Raw genomic sequence first — 17861 nt, forward strand, 5'->3', positions numbered from 1 at the left:
TCGGCGACGCCGATCATCGGCCATCACCTGGCGGGCATCGACCGGCAACGGGTCGGTATCACCCCGGGTGCCCGGCACCGGATCGATCGCGGGTCGCCATCGGTAGGCAGTCATGGTGGGCATGGTGTGTCCCCCGGCTGTCGTGATTCCGCGTGCCGCGGCAAGGCATGCGGTAGTGCATGGATGAAAAGCAGAAAACGCAACCCAACCGTATCGGTTGCCCCGGCGACACGCCACTGCCAATGGATGCAGGTTCCACAACCGCAGGCTATGTGCGGCGGCACATGTCCCGGCGACGCCGTTCAGACCGCCCTGCGGCCTTCCAGCCAGCGCCAGCCGTAATACACCGGCACGCCGAGCGCGATGATCAGCAGGCTCATGCCGGCGTCGCCCGGCGCGTGGATCGCGCTGGCCACGATCACGCCGAACACGGTGATCACGAAGACCAGCGGCAGCAGCGGGTAGAACGGCACCCGGTACGGCGCCGGCTGGTCGATGAAATGCTTGCGGTACCAGAACAGCGTGCCGATGCCGAACACGTGGCCCAGCCACTCGCCCACCGTGGTGTAGTTGAGCAGCTGGTTGAAGCTGCCGGACAGGGTCAGCACCACCGCCCAGGCGCCGAGCAAGGCCAGCGCGATCTGCGGCGCGCGCGTGCGCAGGTCGACGCGACCCGCGGCGCGGAAGAACACGCCGTCCGCGCCCATCGTCTGCAGCACCCGCGCGCCGCCGGCGATCGCGATGCTGCAGTAGCCGAAGGTGGAGCAGGCGATGCCCACCGCGATCACGGTGGCGCCGTGCTCGCCGAACAGCCGGCGCATCAGGTCCGCCGCCGGTGCCTGGCTAACGGCGAGGCCGGCGTGGCCCAGCCCGGCCAGGTAGGCGAAATTGGCCAGCAGGTAGCAGATCAGCACGCCGGCCATGCCCATGCCCAGCGCGCGCGGCAGCGTGCGCTGCGGGTTGCGCACTTCGCCGGCGAGGTCGTTGAGGTAGTGGAAGCCGCCGTAGGTGAACAGCACCGGCAGCAGCGCGCCGACGAACGACCACGGCGACACGGGCGGTGCCGCGTCCACCACCAGCACCGGCCCCAGCTGGCCGTGCGCCAGTACCAGCCCGGCGACCACCAGCAAGGCGATCGCGGCCAGCTTCAGCACGGTGAACACGTTCTGCATCCACGCGCCGGCGCGGATGCCGAACAGGTTCACGCCCACGATGAACACGATCGCGCCCACCGCCACCGGCTTCACGTACAGCAGCGGCGGCAGCCCGATCGCGGCGCACAGGTACTCGGCGAACATCGTCGCCACCGCGGCCACGCTGCCGGGGTAGTTGATCAGCGCCATGGTCCAGCCGAACAGGAACGCCGGCAGCAGCCCGAACGCCTCGCGCAGGTAGACGTAGATGCCGCCCGCCTGCGGCCGCCGCGCGCCCAGTTCGGCGTAGCACAGCACGCCGGCCAGGGTCAGCAGGCCACCGATCGCCCACAGGATCAGCACCTCCGTACCCGACGACGTGTTGCGCGCCACCGTGGCCGGGGTGAGGAAGATACCTGCCCCGATCACGCCGCCGATGACGATCATCGCGGCGTCCCAGGTATTCAGGCGACGGGCATAGGCATTGGCGGGTTCGGTCAGCATGCCGGCTACCTTGCCATTGTCGATGCCGTTTCTACCAGTCCCGCGTGGCATGGGGTCGTGCCCGGCAACATGCCATCCGGCAAATTGACAAGCCGCGGCCGCACCGGAAGACTGTCGCCGGCGGCGCGACCTGCGCTGCCGGTTTGTGACGCCACGACGATTGCGCGGCGCCATCGCTGCCGAGGGGTGCTGCAGCGGACGCCGTCCGCCACGCTCGGTACGCGAATCCGTTCAAGGGCGCCCTTTCCGCTATTGGAGGTGTCGCCATGTCCATTCATCCTGCCACCCGCCGGCTCGCCCTCGCCACGTCCGCCGACCATCCGTCGATCCAGCCGGACGACGCGCATCTGGCGGCTTCGCTGGAGCGCCTTGGCCTGCCGCCGGTGGTCTGCGTGTGGAACGACCCGGCGGTGGACTGGTCGGCGTTCGACGCGGTGCTGATCCGCACCATCTGGGATTATTTCAAGCACCACGCGGCGTTCCTCGACTGGCTGGACCGGCTCGATGCGCTGGGCATCCCCACCATCAACGACAGCGCGCTGCTGCGCTGGAACAGCGACAAGCGCTACCTGCTCGAACTCGCGCAACATGGCGTGGCGATCATTCCCACCCAATTGGCCAGTACGGCCGCGCTGCCCGACGTGCTGGCGGCGATGGCGGGGCAACAGGTGGTGATCAAGCCCAGCATCAGCGGCGGCGCCTGGCACACGCTGCGCGGCACGGTCGGCGACGCGGCGTTCGCCGGTGCGGTGGAACAGCTGCCGCGCGACTGCGACTACCTGGTGCAGCCGTTCGTGCCGGAAGTGGTCAGCGACGGCGAATGGTCGCTGCTGTATTTTTCCGGCGAATTCAGCCATGCGGTGATCAAGCACCCGGCCGCCGGCGACTATCGCGTGCAGGGCGAGCACGGCGGCAGCGCCGAGCCGGCGCAACCCGACGCCGCCACCCTGGCCGCGGCCGACCGTGCGCTGGCGGCAGTGGCCGCGCTCGGCCATGCCGAGCACGCCTACGTGCGCGTCGACGGCGTGGTCAGCGGCGGGCGTTTCCTGGTGATGGAACTGGAGCTGATCGAGCCGTTCCTGCACCTGGCCGCACATCCGGCCGCCGCCGAACGGCTGGCGCGCGACGTGGTCGCCCGATTGTCGCCGGCCGCGCTGGCGGACGCCCGCTGAGCATGTCGAACCCGCACGCTCCGCCCGGGTCGTCCGTGCGCTGGCTGCACCTGCTGTCGTGGCTGGGCTCGCTGGCGGCGTTCGGGCTGGCGCTGTGGCTGCTGCATCGCTACGTCACCCACCTGGCCTGGCGCGACGTGGCGACGGCCTGGTCGCGGTTGCCGGGTTGGCGCATCGCGGGTTCGGCCGGCGCGGCGCTGCTCAGCCTGACGATGCTGGCGATGTTCGACGTGCTGGCGGCACGCACCGTGGTGCGCGATCGCATCCCGGCGAAGCTGGCCGCGTTCGCCGGCGCGGTCACCCAGGGCATCTCGAACACGCTGGGCTTCCATGCGATCACCGGCACCGCGCTGCGCTACCGCATCTACGTCACGGCCGGACTCGGTGCCAGCGACATCGCACGCATCGTGGCGCTGGCCGGGTTCGGCGTGGGGCTGGGTTTCACCGTGGTGATCACCGGCGCACTGTGCTGGCAGCCGGCGATCACGCTGGGCTGGGGACGCTGGCCTGGCCTGGCGCTGTTGCTGTTGCTGATCGCCCTGGTCGTCTGGCTCACCCGTCCACGCACGCTCGCGCTGGGCCGCTGGACTTTGACGCTGCCGAGCGCGCGCATCGCTGCCACGCAGATGCTGGTCGGCGGGGTGGAGATGCTGGCCGCGCTCGGCGCGCTGTACGTGCTGCTGCCGGCGGCATCCGCGCCGCCGTTCGTGGATTTCCTGCCGATCTACGTGGCCGCCGTGCTGGCGGGCATCGTCAGCCATTCGCCCGGTGGGCTGGGCGTGTTCGAGACGATCATGCTGGCGTCGTTTCCGCCGCAGGCGCGCGCCGACCTGCTCGCCGCGATCCTGTGCTACCGACTGACCTACACCGCACTGCCCTTCGTGCTGGCCAGCGCCGCACTGGCCGTGTTCGAGTGGCGCCTGCGCCACCGTCGCTGAACCCGGTTCGGCGCGGCGCGTGGCGCTCGCTAGAATGACCCGATCCCCACTGGCCGGCCACGCGCTTGTCCTCCGCCCCGCGCAAAATTCTCCACGTCGACATGGATGCGTTCTACGCGTCGGTGGAGCAGCGCGACGACCCGTCGCTGCGCGGCAAGCCGGTGGCGGTGGCCTGGCGCGGCGCGCGTTCGGTGGTGTGCGCGGCCAGCTACGAGGCGCGCGTGTTCGGCGTGCGCTCGGCGATGCCGGCGATCCGCGCCGAGCGGCTGTGTCCGCAGCTGATTTTCGTGCCGCCGGATTTCGTGCGCTACAAGGCGGTGTCGCGGCAGGTGCGCGAAATTTTCGCGCGGCACACCGAGCTGATCGAGCCGCTGTCGCTGGACGAGGCCTACCTCGACGTCACCAGCACGCTGAGCGGCCTGCCCTCGGCCACCGCCACCGCCGAGGCGATCCGTGCGGCGATCCGCGAGGAAACACAGCTCACCGCGTCGGCCGGCGTGGCGCCGAACAAGTTCCTGGCGAAGATCGCCTCGGATTTCCGCAAGCCCGACGGCCTGTTCGTGGTGCGCCCGCACCAGGTCGAGGCGTTCCTCACCCCGTTGCCGGTCGGCCGTCTGCCCGGCGTGGGCAAGGTGATGGAAGCGAAGCTGGCCGTGCTCGGCATCGCCACCGTGGGCGAACTGCGCGCATTCGCGCAGGCGGAGCTGGAGCAGCGCTTCGGCCGCTGGGGCCGGCGCCTGCACGAACTGGCGCACGGCATCGACGAGCATCCGGTGCAGCCGGAGCGCCCCACCCTGCAGGTCTCGGCCGAGGACACGTTCGAACACGACCTGCTGCTCGACGAACTCGAACCGCACATCCGCCAGCTCGCCGAAAAGGCTTGGGCCGGCCACCAGCGCGAGCGTGGCCGGGTCGCGCGCACCGTGGTGCTGAAACTGAAGACCGCGGACTTCCACACGCTGACGCGCAGCCTCACCCCGCCACAGCGGCCGCTGTCGGCGAACGAACTGGCCGACATCGCCTGCGCGTTGCGCGAGCGGGTCGAGCGCCCCGTCGACAGCCGCTACCGCCTGGTCGGCGTGGGCCTGGCCGGCTTCGTCGACAGGGACAGCTACCAGGCGCAAACGGATCTGTTCGACTGACCGCGGCGCGTCACGCCTGGCGGTCGCGGCCGAAGCGCGGCAGGTTCCAGTGATAGCGCAGCGACAGGAAGCGCAGCCCGAAGCAGGCCAGGATCGGCAGCCAGGTCGCCCATGCGGCGGGCCAGTGGTAATGCTCGCCGATCACCGTCAGCGCGGCGCCGGCGAACGCGGCCAGCGCATAGATTTCCTTCTGCAATACCACCGACACGCGCGCCAGCAGCACGTCGCGCGCCATGCCGCCGCCGATCGCGGTGACCATGCCCAGCAGGATCGCCACCTCCGCGTTGTGGCCGAACGCCAGCGCCTTGTGCGCGCCGTACACCGCGAACAAGCCCAGCCCCATCGCGTCGAACAGGCGCACCGGATAAGTCAGCCGTTCCACCCACGGATAGGCCACGATGGTGAGCAGTGCGGCGACGATCGCGGTGAACAGGTAGCGCCAGTCGGACAGCCCCGCCGGCGGAATCGCGCCGATGCACAGGTCGCGTGCGATGCCGCCGCCGCAGGCGGTGATGAAGGCGATCGCCAGAATGCCGAACAGGTCGAGGTTGCAGCGCCTGGCCGCCGTCGCGCCGCTGATCGCGAACGCGAACGTACCGGCCAGGTCCACCAGGTTGAACAGCAGTTGCTCATTCATGCGGCCGGTTCGTTCGCGGGCATGCCGGCAGTGCGGCGATGCCCGCTATTGAACCAGCTTCAGCCGAGCCTGCGCGAGATCGCGAAAAACGCCAGGTTGCCCAGGCCGGTGGCGCCGGCCAGCACGGCGACCAGGCCGGGCGTGACGTCCTGCCAGCCGAACCACTGGATCAGGCCGAAGCCGAGCGCCAGCGCGACCAGCACGATGCCCCAGCGCAGCGAGGAATGGCGCCGGCGCAGCTCCTCGTCGCGCAGCAGCGAGTTGACCAGTTCCCCCGAGCCGCCGGCGTTGACCATTTGCCGGCGCACCCTCGCGTCCACCACAACCTTGATGGCGTAGGCGATGCAGACGAACAGGCTGATCGGGATCAGGATTTCGAAATTCATGGCGGCTTTCCTTGTGGCGGGTACGGGAGGGTGGACCTTCGAGACCTTGGATACGGGCAGCCCGCGAACGGTTGCAACAAAGTGCTTGCAACCGTTTCCCGCCTGCGCGTATCCCTTGTCCCATGGATGACACCCGCAGCAGCCCCGACCGCGACCTGGTCGACGCCGTGCTGGCCAACCGGCCGGGCGCGTTCGAACGCCTCGTGCGCGAACACCAGGGGCTGTGCTGGCACATCATCCAGCGCATGGTGCGCAACCCGGAGGACGCGCGCGAGCTGTGCCAGGACACCTTCCTGCGCGTGCACCAGTGCCTGCACCAATACCGTTACGAGAGCGCGCTGAAATCATGGATCGGCCGCGTGGCGTACACCATCGCCTTGCGCCATCTGCAGCACAAGCGCATCCCGCTGGTCGACAACGGCGGCGGCGACGACTACGCGTTGGTGGAAAACATCGGCGACGGCTTCGACCTCGAAGCGGCCTGCGCGAATGAGGAAACGGCGCGCCACCTGCACGCCGCGATCGAGCGGCTGCCGCCCTTGCAACGCACGCTGCTGACCCTGTATTACCTCGAAGAGACGTCCATTCCGGACATCGCCCGGATCACCGGACTGGCCAGCGGCACCATCAAGAGCCACTTGTTCCGCTCACGCCTGCGCTTGCGCGGCGCGCTCGAAACGCGGACTGGAGTTGCAGCATGATTCAGCACATCGACGATCACATCCCTCCCTTCGACGACGCGGCGCACGAACGCGAATGGCTGGCGCAGGAATGCGCGATGCGGCGCGAACGCCTGCAGCTCGATCCCGCCGGCGACGATGCGCGCAGCCGGCGCTACCGCCTGCTCGCACGCGCCTTGCGCGAACCGTTGCCGACGGCGCTTCCGGCGGATTTCGCGCAGCGGCTGGCCGCGCGGGTCGCGGCAGCCCCGACTCGACGGGCCGCCCCCGGCCGCTCGTTCGAATCCACGTTGACGCTGGCGCTGGCAGCTGTCCTTGCCGTGGCCGCGGGTGTAGTGGTGGCGATCTACGGCGGCGCGTGGCTGCCATCGTTCCTCTCGCTCCTGCCGACCCCGCACGCACCGGCCACCCGCTGGTTGCTGGCACTGGCCGGCTGCCTCGGCGCATCCTGGCTGCTCGGGCTATGGCAACGGCACGCGCCGGGGAAGACGGACTGAGCCACCTGCCTCCTGCGCACGGCATGCAGGCTCGGCCGCGTAGGACGGACACCGTCCGCCGGCTTTTCGAGAGGGTGGGCAAGAGCGGCAGGCAGCGGCCCGTACAGAACCATCCGCAAGAGCGGGGCGCGCTACAACTCCAGCACCGCATCCAGCCCGCGATGCAGGCCGACCAGGCCGGGCACCTTGCGGATCGCCAGCAGCGCGCCACCCACATAAGGCTGCGCACCACTGCCCGCGTTGTGACGCAGGCTCAGGGTCTGCTCCGGCATGCCGAAGATCGCCTCGACGCCGATCACGAAACCCGGCAGGCGCACTGCATGCACCTGGCTGCCGGCCAACGTGCCGCCGCGCGTCTCGCGCATGCCGACGGTCCGCTCCAGCGGCACTTCCAGTTGCGGCTGGCGCACCCGGCCCAGCCGCGTGGCCAGCTCGCGTACGGTGCCGCTGGGCGCATCCGGCTTGCCCGCGCTGGCGTAGTCGATGAGCTCCCACTGCGGGATGAGCTTCGCCGCCATCTCGGCGAACTTGATCAACAGCACCGCGGTCAACGCGAAATTGCCGCAAGCCAGCACGCCGCGCCGGCGTTCGCGGGCGACCGCGTCGATCTGCGCGTAATCCTCGTCGGTGAGGCCCGAGGTGCCCACCACCACGTGCGCACCATGTTCCAGCGCGGCGAGGACGTTCGCCTTGGCGCTGTCGGGATGGGTGTACTCGACGAACACATCGCAGGGCTGCGCCAATGCTTCGGCGGCGCTGGCGAAAATCGGCGCGGCCAGCCGCGGTTCGCCCAGCACATCGCCAAGCGCTTGCCCGGCGTGTCGGCGCGCCACCGCGGCAACCAGCGCCAGGTCATCGGCCGCGGCGATGCCGCGCGCCAGCTCGGAGCCGGCCCAGCCGGTGGCGCCGGCAAGACATACCTTCAACGGCATCGCGTTCAATAGCCGATCACCTCGCCGTCCTTGCGCATCTCCGTGGCGCCCCAGTACACGTGTTGCTTGGCGTCATACATGATCGCCTCGTAGCCGCCGAAATTGCCGGTGCCGGGCACGACCTTGTAGCCGCGCTTCGCCAGCTCGGCCTTCACCGCGGGATCGAAACCGGATTCCATCTCGACCGTGCCGATGCCCTGCGACGGCTCGCCGGTGGGTTCGGCATTGCCGTAGTGACGCCAGCGCGCGGCGTCGCCGGCGTCCTGCACGTTCATGCCGTAGTCGATCATGTTGGTCAGCACCTGCACGTGGCCCTGCGGCTGCATGTCGCCGCCCATCAGGCCGAACGCCATGTACGGCTCGCCGTCCTTCATCACGAAGCCGGGAATGATGGTGTGGAACGGCCGCTTGCCGGCGGCGTAGACGTTGGCGGCCTTCGGATCGAGCGAGTACAGCTCGCCGCGATCCTGGAACATGAAGCCGAGGCCGTCGGCGACCAGACCCGAACCCATGCCGCGATAGTTGGACTGGATGATCGACACCATCATGCCGTCCTTGTCGGCGGTGGCGAAGTAGGTGGTGTCGCCGTTGAACAGTTTTGGATGACCGGGGCCGAGGTTCGGGTTGGCGTGATCGAGATGGATCAGCTTGCGCCGCTGGTCCGCATACGCCTCGGACAGCAGGCCCTTCATTGGCACGTCGGCGAAGCGCGGGTCGGCGTAGAACTTCGCCAGGTCTTCATAGGCCAGGCGCTTGGCCTCCAGCATCGCGGTGACCGCATCGGCGCTGCCCACGCCCATCTTCTTCAGGTCGAAACCCTTGAGGATCTGCAGCATCTCCAGCGCGGCGAAACCCTGCCCGTTCGGCGGCAGTTCGTAGACGTTGTAGCCGTGGTAGTCGACCGACTGCGGCGTGACCCACTCGCCGTGATAGTCGGCGAAATCCGCGTAGCGCAGGTCGCCGCCGATGCGCTTGAAGTAGCTGTCGATGGTGTGCGCGATCGCGCCCTTGTAGAACGCGTCGCGGCCGCCCTCGGCGATCAGCGTGAGCGTGCGCGCGAGGTCGGGATTGCGGAACATTTCGCCCTCGGCCGGCGTGTGTCCGTCGATCAGGTAGGTACGCCGCGCGTTCGCGCTTTCCTCGATCAGGCCGTGCTCGCGCTCGAACCTGGCCATGCCGCCTTTCCAGTACTGGGCGACCAGTTGGGTGACCGGGAAACCGTTCTTCGCATACGCGATCGCCGGCGCCAGGTCATCGGCCAGCGACAGCTTGCCGAATTTGTCGTGCAGCGCACCCCACGCATCGACGGTGCCGGGCACGGTGACCGGCAGCGAGCCGACCGGCGGGATGTGCGCCTTCGCCGGCATCCCGGCCTTCGCATAGGCGGCCTTCACCTCGGCCTGCATCTTCGCCAAGTCGCGACCCTTCGCCGACGGGCCGGAACCATTGTAGCCATAGAGCTTGTGCGTCTTCGGATCCCACACGATCACGAAGCAGTCGCCGCCGATGCCGTTCAGCACCGGCTCCATCAGGCCGAGCGCGGCGTTCGCCGCGATCGCCGCGTCCACTGCGCTGCCGCCCTTCTTCAGGATGTCGACGGCGATCTGCGAGGCCAGCGGCTGCTCGGTCGCCGCCATGCCGTGCTGCGCCAGTACCGGCGAGCGCGAGGCCCAGGTGTGGCCGGAGTAGCGATCGCCGCGGCCGACATCGGCGTTGGCATTGGCCGCCACCAGCAGGGCGATGGCGGCAACGATGCGGAGTTGCGCAAGTTTCATCAGGCGTCCTCTGACGGGGAGCGGGGATATCGCACCGTGCCGCGCCGTCCGTGGCGTGATGGCTTATTTTTTCTTTGGCACGTACAGATCGGTGATGGTGCCCTCGTACACTTCCGCCGCCATGCCGACCGATTCGCCCAGGGTGGGGTGCGGGTGGATGGTGAGCGCGATGTCGGCCGCTTCGCTGCCCATCTCGATCGCCAGCGCCAGCTCGGAAATCAGGTCGCCGGCATTCACGCCGACGATGCCGCCGCCGACGATGCGGTGGGTTTCCTCGTCGAAGATCAGCTTGGTGAAACCTTCGGTGCGGTCGATGCCGATGGCGCGACCCGAGGCCGCCCAAGGGAACTTGCCGACGCCGACCTTCAGGCCTTTCTCCTTCGCCTCGCGTTCGCTCACGCCGACCCATGCCACTTCCGGGTTGGTGAACGCCACCGACGGAATCACCCGCGCGTCGAAGTGGCTCTTCAGGCCGGCCACCGCTTCGGCTGCCACATGCGCCTCGTGGGTGGCCTTGTGCGCCAGCATCGGCTGACCGACCAGGTCGCCGATGGCAAAGATGTGCGGCACGTTGGTGCGCATCTGCGAGTCGACACTGATGAAGCCGCGCTCGGTGACGGCGACGCCGGCCTTGTCCGCGCCGATCTTGCCGCCGTTCGGCGAGCGGCCCACCGACACCAGCACGCGGTCGAACAGCGTGGTCGCGGGAATGCTGTCGCCTTCGTAACCGACCTCGATACCCTTCTTGGTGGCCTTGGCGGTGACCACCTTGGTCTTCAGATGCACGCCCTTGAGCCGGCTGTCCATGCGTTTGGCCAGCGGCTTGATGAGGTCCGCATCGGCACCGGGAATGAGCTGGTCCATGAACTCGACCACGGTCACTTCGCTGCCCAGCGCGGCGTACACGGTGGCCATTTCCAGGCCGATGATGCCGCCGCCGACGACCAGCAGCTTCTTCGGCACGTCCTTCATTTCCAGCGCGCCGGTGGAGTCCATGATGCGCTCGTCGTCCCACGGGAACGCCGGCAGCTTCACCGACTGCGATCCGGCCGCGATGATCGCGTGTTCAAAGCGCAGCAGTTTCACGCCGTCGGCCGTCTGGACTTCCATTTCGTTCGGCGAAACGAACATGCCGGTGCCGATCATGGTGCGCACCTTGCGCTGCTTCGCCATGCCGGCGAGGCCGCCGGTGAGCTGGCCGACCACCTTGGTCTTGAAGCCGCGCAGCTTGTCGATGTCGATCTTCGGCGCGCCGAAGCTGACGCCATGCGCGGCCATCGCCTCGGCCTCGTCGATCACCGCCGCCGCGTGCAGCAACGCCTTGGACGGGATGCAGCCCACATTGAGGCAGACGCCGCCGAGACTGGCATAGCGTTCCACCAGCACGGTATCGACGCCGAGGTCGGCGGCGCGGAACGCGGCACTGTAGCCGCCGGGGCCGGAGCCGAGCACGACCAGCTTGCATTCAAGGTCCGGCTTCTTTCCAGACGATGCTGCCGCTTGCGGCACCTTCGCCTCCTCTCCCCTGCGGGGAGAGGATTGAGGAGAGGGGCTGGGGCTTGCGGGAGACTCACCGCTCTTGTTCGCTTCGTTGGAGCTACCCGGCGACCCCGTCCCCTCTCCCCTGCCCTCTCCCCGCGGGGGAGAGGGGAGCGCGGTGTCGGCTGCGCTGACGGTTTCCAATATGGCGATCACCGCGCCCTCGGACACCTCGTCGCCCACCTTGAGTTTCAGTTCCTTGATCACGCCGGCGGCGCTGGAGGGAATCTCCATGGTCGCCTTGTCCGACTCCAGCGTGATCAGGCTCTGTTCCTTCGCCACCGTGTCGCCGACTTGCACCAGCACTTCGATCACCGGCACGCCGCCGTGGCCGCCGATGTCGGGAACCTTGATCTCGATCGTGTTCGCCATCGTCATCGCCTCCGTCAGAGCAGCAGCCGGCGGATGTCGCCGAGCTGGTTGGCGAGAAAGGCGGCGAAGCGCGCGGCGAGCGCGCCGTCGATCACCCGATGGTCATAGCTGAGCGACAAGGGAAGCACCAGCCGCGGCGCGAATTCCTTGCCGTTCCACACCGGCTTCGTCACCGACTTGGAGACGCCGAGGATGGCCACTTCCGGCGCGTTGACGATCGGCGTGAAGTAGGTGCCGCCGATGCCGCCGAGCGAGCTGATCGAGAAGCAGCCGCCAGACATCTCGGCCGGGCCGAGTTTCTTGTCGCGCGCCTTCTTCGAGATCGCGCCCAGGTCGCGCGCCAGGTCGAGCAGGCCTTTCTTGTCGCAATCGCGGATCACCGGCACCACCAGGCCGTCGGGCGTGTCCACCGCGATGCCGATGTGGAAATATTTCTTCAGGATCAGCTTCTCGCCCGACTCGTCGAGCGAGGCGTTGAACTGCGGGAACGCCTTCAGCGCCGCCACCACCGCCTTGATCTGGAACACCAGCGGGCTGATTTTCAGATCCTTGTTCTCGGCGCCGAGCTGCTTGCGGAACGCCTCCATCTCGGTGATGTCGGCGTCCTCGTGCTGGGTGACGTGCGGGATCATCGCCCAGTTGCGCGCCAGGTTCGCGCCGGAGATCTTCTGGATGCGCGACAGCGGCTTCTCTTCGATCGCGCCGAACTTGGCGAAGTCGACCTTCGGCCACGGCAGCAGGTTCAGGCCGCCCACCGAGGCGGTGGCGCCGGCCACCGGGCGCGCGCCGGAAGCAAGCGCGTGCTTGACGTAGGCGCTGACGTCGTCGCGCTGGATGCGGCCGCCGCGGCCGCTGCCCTTCACCTGCTGGATGTCCACGCCCAACTCGCGCGCGAAGGCACGCACCGCCGGGCTCGCGTACGGCGCGTCGCCGGGCATCACGATGCGGGCATCCATCGGCGGGCGTACCTGCGGCGGCACGTCGCCCTCGGGCACGTTGCCCGGCTGCACGCCCTGGCCGGCGATCGGCGAGGGCTTCGGTTCGGCAGGTGCAGGGGCGGAAACTGGTGGCTTCACCGCTTCGGACGCACCCTCACCCCTGCCCTCTCCCGCAGCGGGAGAGGGGGACGTGGAGACGGCTGCGCCGTCGGTTTCTATAACGGCGATCACCGCGCCCTCGGAAACCTCGTCGCCGACCTTCAGCTTCACTTCCTTCACCGTGCCGGCGAACGGCGCGGGGACTTCCATGGTCGCCTTGTCCGACTCCAGCGTGATCAGGCTCTGTTCCTTTTCCACCCGGTCGCCGACCTTGACCAGCACTTCGATGACGGGGACGTCTGCGTGGCCGATATCGGGAACGCGGGCTTCTTTGAGGTCGGCCATAGTGACTCCTGCTGGCGATGGCGTGCCGCTCGGGGATGGCGGTCGCATACAAGACCTCAATCATAGCGAAGGCACGCCCATTCCGTATGCCCGGATCGAGGGATTTCGCCGATTTTCAGGCCACCATGCGCATGCGTATGCATGACCTTGAGCGCACGCGCAGCCCCGATCCATGCCTTAGGCTGATCCGCATGCTCAGGCCGCACGGCGGCGCCGGAAGACACCCATGCTGACGATACGCGACCTGTCGAAAACCTACGCCAACGGCGTGAAGGCGCTGCGTGGCGTGTCGCTGGACATTCCCAACGGCATGTTCGGCCTGCTCGGCCCGAACGGTGCGGGCAAGTCGTCGCTGATGCGCACCATCGCCACGCTGCAGGATCCGGACGCAGGCACGATCAAGCTGGACGAGATGGACCTGCTCGCCGACAAGCAGGCCACCCGCCGCCTGCTCGGTTACCTGCCGCAGGAATTCGGCGTGTATCCGAAGGTCTCGGCCGAGGCGATGCTGGAGCACTTCGCCGTGCTCAAGGGCGTCATCGTCAAGGGCGAGCGGCGCGAACTGGTCGAGTCGCTGCTGCGCCAGGTGAACCTGTGGGACGTGCGCAAGCGCAAGCTGGGCACCTATTCCGGCGGCATGCGCCAGCGCTTCGGCATCGCGCAGGCGCTGATCGGCGACCCGCGCCTGGTGATCGTCGATGAACCCACCGCCGGGCTCGACCCGGAAGAGCGCAACCGCTTCCTCAACCTCCTGGCCGAGATCGGCGAGCGCGTGGTGGTGATCCTGTCCACGCATATCGTGGAAGACGTCACCGACCTGTGCTCGCGCATGGCGATCATCGGCCAGGGCCAGGTGCTGCTCAGCGGCGAGCCGGTCGAGGCGATCCGCTCGCTGGAAGGCCGCGTGTGGCGGCGCACGATCGACAAGGCCGAACTGGACGGCTACCGCGCCCGCATGAACATCCTGTCCACCCGCCTCGCCGGCGGCCGCACCTTGCTGCACGTGCTGGCCGACGCGCTGCCGGGAGAAGGTTTCGAACCCGTCGCGCCCGACCTGGAAGACGTCTACTTCGGCCGCCTGCGTGCGCAGGCGACGGTGCAAGCCGCCTGACCGCGGCCGGCAAGGACGACGATGTTCTCCGAAATCCTCCACTTCGAACTGCGCCAGCAACTGAAGGCGCCGCTGTTCTGGATCATCGCCGCGGTGTTCGCTGCGCTGGCCTTCGCGTTCGCCAGCACCGACGCGGTGGTCGTCGGCGGCGCCAGCGGCAACGTGCTGCGCAACGCGCCGCTGGTGATCGTGCGGCTGCTCGACAACCTCGCGCCACTGTGCCTGCTGCTGGCAGCCGCCTTCGTGGCCGGCGCGGCCCTGCGCGACTTCGACCATGGCACCGCCGAGCTGATGTTCGCCACGCCGGTGCGCAAGCACGCCTATCTCGGCGGGCGCTTCGCGGCGGGTTACCTGGTGATGGTGGCGATCATGCTGCTGTGCGCGCTGGGGCTGGCGGCGGGCGGCAGCATGCCGTGGATCGAGGCGGCGCGGCTGGGGCCGCCGGATTGGCGCGGCTACGCCTGGGCGTTCGGCGTGATGCTGCTGCCGAACCTGCTGTTCATCGCGGCATTGCTGTTCCTGCTGGCCACCGCCACCCGCTCGCTGCTGGCCACGCTGATCGGCGTGATCGCCTTCATCGTATTGCTCTCGGTGGCCAAGCTGCTGACCCAGGACGTCAACCACCACGCACTGGCCGCGATCCTCGACCCGTTCGGCAACCGCACCCTGCAGATCGTCACGCGCTACTGGTCGGCGGACCAGCTCAACCGGCAGTTGCCGGCGCTGGAGGGCCTGCTGCTGTTCAACCGGCTGCTGTGGACCGGCATCGCGGTGGCGCTCGCCGGCGCCGCGTTCGCGCTGTTCCGCAGCGACCGCGAAGGCCTGCAGTGGCGCCGGCGCACGCGGCGCGCGGAGCCGCCGATCCTGCGTCCCACCGGCGTCGCCGCGCCGGCGCTGCCGGTGGCGCGGCTGGCGGTCGGTGGGCGCGCGCAATGGGTTCAGCTGCACCACCTGCTGGCGTTCGACACCTGGAGCGTGCTGCGCGGCGTGCCGTTCCTGGTGATGCTGGTGTTCGGCCTGGTCAACCTCGCCTTCAGCCTGGCGCTGTCCGGGCGCATCTACGGCACCGCCACCTGGCCGGTGACGCACAGCGTGCTGCAGATGTCGCAGGGCGCCCTGCAGTGGCTGCTGTACATCATCGTGATGTTCTACGCCGGCGAGCTGGTCTGGCGCGAACGCATGCAGCGCAGCGCCGAAGTCAGCGACGCGTTCCCGCTGCGGGACTGGGTGCCGCTGGCGGCGAAGCTGGGCGCCTTGCTGGCGGTGATCGTGACATTCCTCGCCTGCAGCGCGGTGTTCGGCATCGGCTGGCAGCTGGCCCACGGCTACACGCACATCGAGCCGGGCCTGTACCTGGGCACCCTGGCGTTGCAGGCGATTCCGTTCGCGCTGCTGGCGGTGCTGGCGCTGTTCCTGCAGGTGATGTCCAACAACCGCTTCCTCGGCTATCTGCTGACCGTGCTGTGGTTCGTCTGCCAGATCGCCTTTCCGCTGCTGCACTGGGACCACAACCTCTACAACTACGCCGCCGCGCCCTCCACGCCGTATTCGGACCTCAACGGCTTCGGCCATTTCCTCAAGGCCGCGCTGTGGTTCGACTTCTACTGGGCGAGCTGCGCCGTCGCCCTGCTGGTGCTGGCGGCGCTGTTCTGGGTGCGCGGCACCGGGCAGTCGTGGCGCGAGCGGTGGCGCGAGGCATGCGCGCGGTTCCGCAGACCGTCGCGTATCGCGCTGGGGCTGGCGCTGCTGGCCTTCGCGGGCAGCGGCCTCTGGATCTACTACAACACCAACGTGCTCAATCACTATCGCAGCGGCACCGCGGAAAAACGGGAGCGCGTCGACTACGAGAAGCGGTACGCGAAATACCTCGACGCACCGCAGCCGCGCATCGCCTCGGTACGCACCGAGGTGGACATCCACCCCTACCGGCGGCGGCTGGAGATCCACGGCCACTACACGCTGGTCAACAGGACCACGGCGCCGATCGACACACTGTACGTGAACTTCGACACCGACTTCACGGTGAACTCGTTGGACTTCGCGCCGCGCGACACGGTGAGCGACGACAAGCGCCTCGGCTTCGCCATCTACAAATTGAAGACGCCGCTGGCGCCGGGCGCGTCGATGCCGTTCGACTTCGACATCGCCTATGCGCCGAAGGGTTTCACCAACGAACCCGACGGCAAGTTCCTCGCCCACAACGGCACGTTCTTCAACAGCGGCGTGCTGCCGCAGTTCGGCTACCAGCCGCAGAACCAGCTCGTCGACCGCAACGACCGCCGCAAGTACGGCCTGCCACTCAACGTTCCGCGCATGCCTCCGCTGGGCGACCAGAAGGCGCGCGCCAACACCTACATCAGCAACGACGCCGACTGGATCGACTTCGATACCACGGTCTCCACCGCCACCGACCAGATCGCGCTGGCGCCCGGCGTGCTGCAGAAGGAATGGATCGCCGGCGGCCGGCATTATTTCCACTACACCACGCCTCATGACGGCGGGCAGCACCCTATGCTGAACTTCGCCGCATGGATGTCGGCGCGCTGGGCGGTGAAGCGCGTGGACGACCACGGCACCACCATCGCCGTGTACTACAACCCCGCCCACGCCTGGAACGTGGACCGCATGATCGAGGGCGCGCGGGACGCGCTGGCGTACTACGACACGCATTACACGCCCTACCAGTTCCGCCAGCTGCGCATCGCCGAAGTGCCCAACTACTACGGCTTCGCGCAGTCCTTTCCCAACACCATCGCGTTTTCCGAGGCGCTGGGCTTCATCGCCGACCTGCGCGACAAGACGAAGATCGACTACCCCTACTACGTCACCGCGCACGAAGTGGCGCACCAGTGGTGGGCGCACCGGGTGATCGGCGCGAACATGCAGGGCTCGACCATGCTCAGCGAATCGCTGGCGCAGTACTCGGCGTTGATGGTGATGAAGCAGAAGTATGGCGCCGACCAGATGCACAAGTTTCTGAAGTACGAACTGGACGGCTATCTGGCGGGACGCGCCACCGAGAAGTTGGCCGAGGAACCGCTGGCGAAGGTCGAGAACCAGCAGTACATCCACTACAAGAAAGGCTCGCTGGTGTTCTACGCGCTGCAGGACTACGTCGGCGAAGGCGTGCTGAACGCGGTGCTGAAGCAGTTCCTGCTCGACAAGGGTTTCCAGCCGCCGCCGTACACCACTTCGCAGGAATTCATGGACGCGCTGGGCAAGGCGCTCGACCCGAAGTTGCAGCCGCTGCTGAATGATTTCTTCTGGAAGATCACCCTGTTCGACAACCGCCTCACCGACGCCACCGCGAAGAAGCTGCCGAACGGCAAGTACGAAGTGACCCTGCAGGTGCACGCCGGCAAGGTCCACGTCGACGGCACCGGCAAGGAAACCGTGGCGAAGCCGGACATCCCGATCGAGATCGGCGTGTTCGCCGCCTCGCCCGGCGACGGCAGGGACGGCAAGCCGCTGTACCTGGAAAAGCGCCTGCTGCCCGACGGCGACAGCACGCTCACCGTGACTGTCGACGGCAAGCCTGCATTGGCCGGCGTCGATCCGTACAACGAACTGATCGACAAGGTCTCCAGCGACAACCGCCGCACGGTGACGGTGCAGTAACCCGGGGCTGCGAGGTCGGCGGGCATGCGCCCCACACCGGCCT

Annotated in this window: 14 protein-coding genes and 1 riboswitch; of the genes, 7 read left to right on the forward strand and 7 right to left on the reverse strand. The window is 68.2% G+C overall.

Going from position 1 to position 17861, the window contains the following annotated elements; genetic code table 11:
* Window positions 1-302: 302 nt before the first annotated feature.
* Window positions 303-1637: an amino acid permease gene (locus ASG75_RS08660; RefSeq protein ID WP_056387967.1), complete on the reverse strand. Its 1335-nt coding sequence runs from the start codon at window positions 1635-1637 to the stop codon at window positions 303-305.
* A 175-nt stretch (window positions 1638-1812) separates the two neighbouring features.
* Window positions 1813-1887, forward strand: a riboswitch (S-adenosyl-L-homocysteine riboswitch).
* 16 nt (window positions 1888-1903) lie between these two features.
* Between ASG75_RS08660 and ASG75_RS08665 the strand changes: the two genes are divergently transcribed.
* The 3 genes from ASG75_RS08665 (at window position 1904) to dinB (ending at window position 4889) form a co-directional block, all read left to right on the forward strand.
* A complete protein-coding gene (locus ASG75_RS08665; protein WP_056387969.1) occupies window positions 1904-2809 on the forward strand; it encodes a hypothetical protein in 906 nt (301 codons plus the stop codon).
* Between the two features lie 2 nt (window positions 2810-2811).
* On the forward strand, window positions 2812-3747 hold the full coding sequence (locus ASG75_RS08670) for a UPF0104 family protein (RefSeq protein ID WP_056387971.1): 936 nt from the start codon (window positions 2812-2814) through the stop codon (window positions 3745-3747).
* Between the two features lie 65 nt (window positions 3748-3812).
* Window positions 3813-4889 (forward strand): DNA polymerase IV, encoded by a 1077-nt coding sequence (dinB, locus tag ASG75_RS08675; RefSeq protein WP_082547538.1) that lies wholly within the window; start codon window positions 3813-3815, stop codon window positions 4887-4889.
* A 10-nt stretch (window positions 4890-4899) separates the two neighbouring features.
* Here the strand turns inward: dinB and ASG75_RS08680 are convergent, their stop codons facing one another.
* Both ASG75_RS08680 and ASG75_RS08685 read right to left on the reverse strand, forming a co-directional pair.
* A complete protein-coding gene (locus ASG75_RS08680; RefSeq protein ID WP_056387976.1) occupies window positions 4900-5526 on the reverse strand; it encodes a trimeric intracellular cation channel family protein in 627 nt (208 codons plus the stop codon).
* 59 nt (window positions 5527-5585) lie between these two features.
* Entirely contained in the window at window positions 5586-5912 is a 327-nt protein-coding gene (locus tag ASG75_RS08685; RefSeq protein WP_056387978.1) for a DUF6249 domain-containing protein, read from the reverse strand.
* A 122-nt stretch (window positions 5913-6034) separates the two neighbouring features.
* On the opposite strand from ASG75_RS08685, the gene ASG75_RS08690 reads away from it, so the two are divergent.
* Window positions 6035-6613, forward strand: coding sequence for a sigma-70 family RNA polymerase sigma factor (locus ASG75_RS08690; RefSeq protein WP_056387980.1), 579 nt, complete (start codon window positions 6035-6037; stop codon window positions 6611-6613).
* Window positions 6610-7089 (forward strand): hypothetical protein, encoded by a 480-nt coding sequence (locus tag ASG75_RS08695; protein ID WP_056387981.1) that lies wholly within the window; start codon window positions 6610-6612, stop codon window positions 7087-7089. The genes ASG75_RS08690 and ASG75_RS08695 overlap by 4 nt, the downstream gene beginning before the upstream one ends.
* 131 nt (window positions 7090-7220) lie before the next feature.
* Here ASG75_RS08695 and dapB read toward each other — a convergent pair whose 3' ends face one another.
* The 4 genes from dapB to aceF all read right to left on the reverse strand — a co-directional run bounded on the left by dapB (window position 7221) and on the right by aceF (window position 13137).
* Window positions 7221-8021, reverse strand: a complete 801-nt coding sequence (gene dapB, locus ASG75_RS08700) for a 4-hydroxy-tetrahydrodipicolinate reductase (protein WP_056389196.1) — start codon at window positions 8019-8021, stop codon at window positions 7221-7223.
* A 5-nt stretch (window positions 8022-8026) separates the two neighbouring features.
* Window positions 8027-9796, reverse strand: a complete 1770-nt coding sequence (ggt, locus tag ASG75_RS08705) for a gamma-glutamyltransferase (RefSeq protein WP_056387983.1) — start codon at window positions 9794-9796, stop codon at window positions 8027-8029.
* A 63-nt stretch (window positions 9797-9859) separates the two neighbouring features.
* On the reverse strand, window positions 9860-11707 hold the full coding sequence (gene lpdA, locus ASG75_RS08710; protein WP_056389199.1) for a dihydrolipoyl dehydrogenase: 1848 nt from the start codon (window positions 11705-11707) through the stop codon (window positions 9860-9862).
* A 14-nt stretch (window positions 11708-11721) separates the two neighbouring features.
* Window positions 11722-13137: a dihydrolipoyllysine-residue acetyltransferase gene (gene aceF, locus ASG75_RS08715; protein WP_082547539.1), complete on the reverse strand. Its 1416-nt coding sequence runs from the start codon at window positions 13135-13137 to the stop codon at window positions 11722-11724.
* A 178-nt stretch (window positions 13138-13315) separates the two neighbouring features.
* Here aceF and ASG75_RS08720 point away from each other — a divergent pair, with 178 nt between their 5' ends.
* Window positions 13316-14200: an ABC transporter ATP-binding protein gene (locus ASG75_RS08720; protein ID WP_056387987.1), complete on the forward strand. Its 885-nt coding sequence runs from the start codon at window positions 13316-13318 to the stop codon at window positions 14198-14200.
* Between the two features lie 21 nt (window positions 14201-14221).
* Window positions 14222-17818, forward strand: a complete 3597-nt coding sequence (locus ASG75_RS08725) for a M1 family aminopeptidase (RefSeq protein WP_056387989.1) — start codon at window positions 14222-14224, stop codon at window positions 17816-17818.
* The last annotated feature ends 43 nt before the right edge of the window (window positions 17819-17861 follow it).

Source organism: Rhodanobacter sp. Soil772 (assembly GCF_001428385.1).
Lineage (GTDB): Bacteria > Pseudomonadota > Gammaproteobacteria > Xanthomonadales > Rhodanobacteraceae > Rhodanobacter.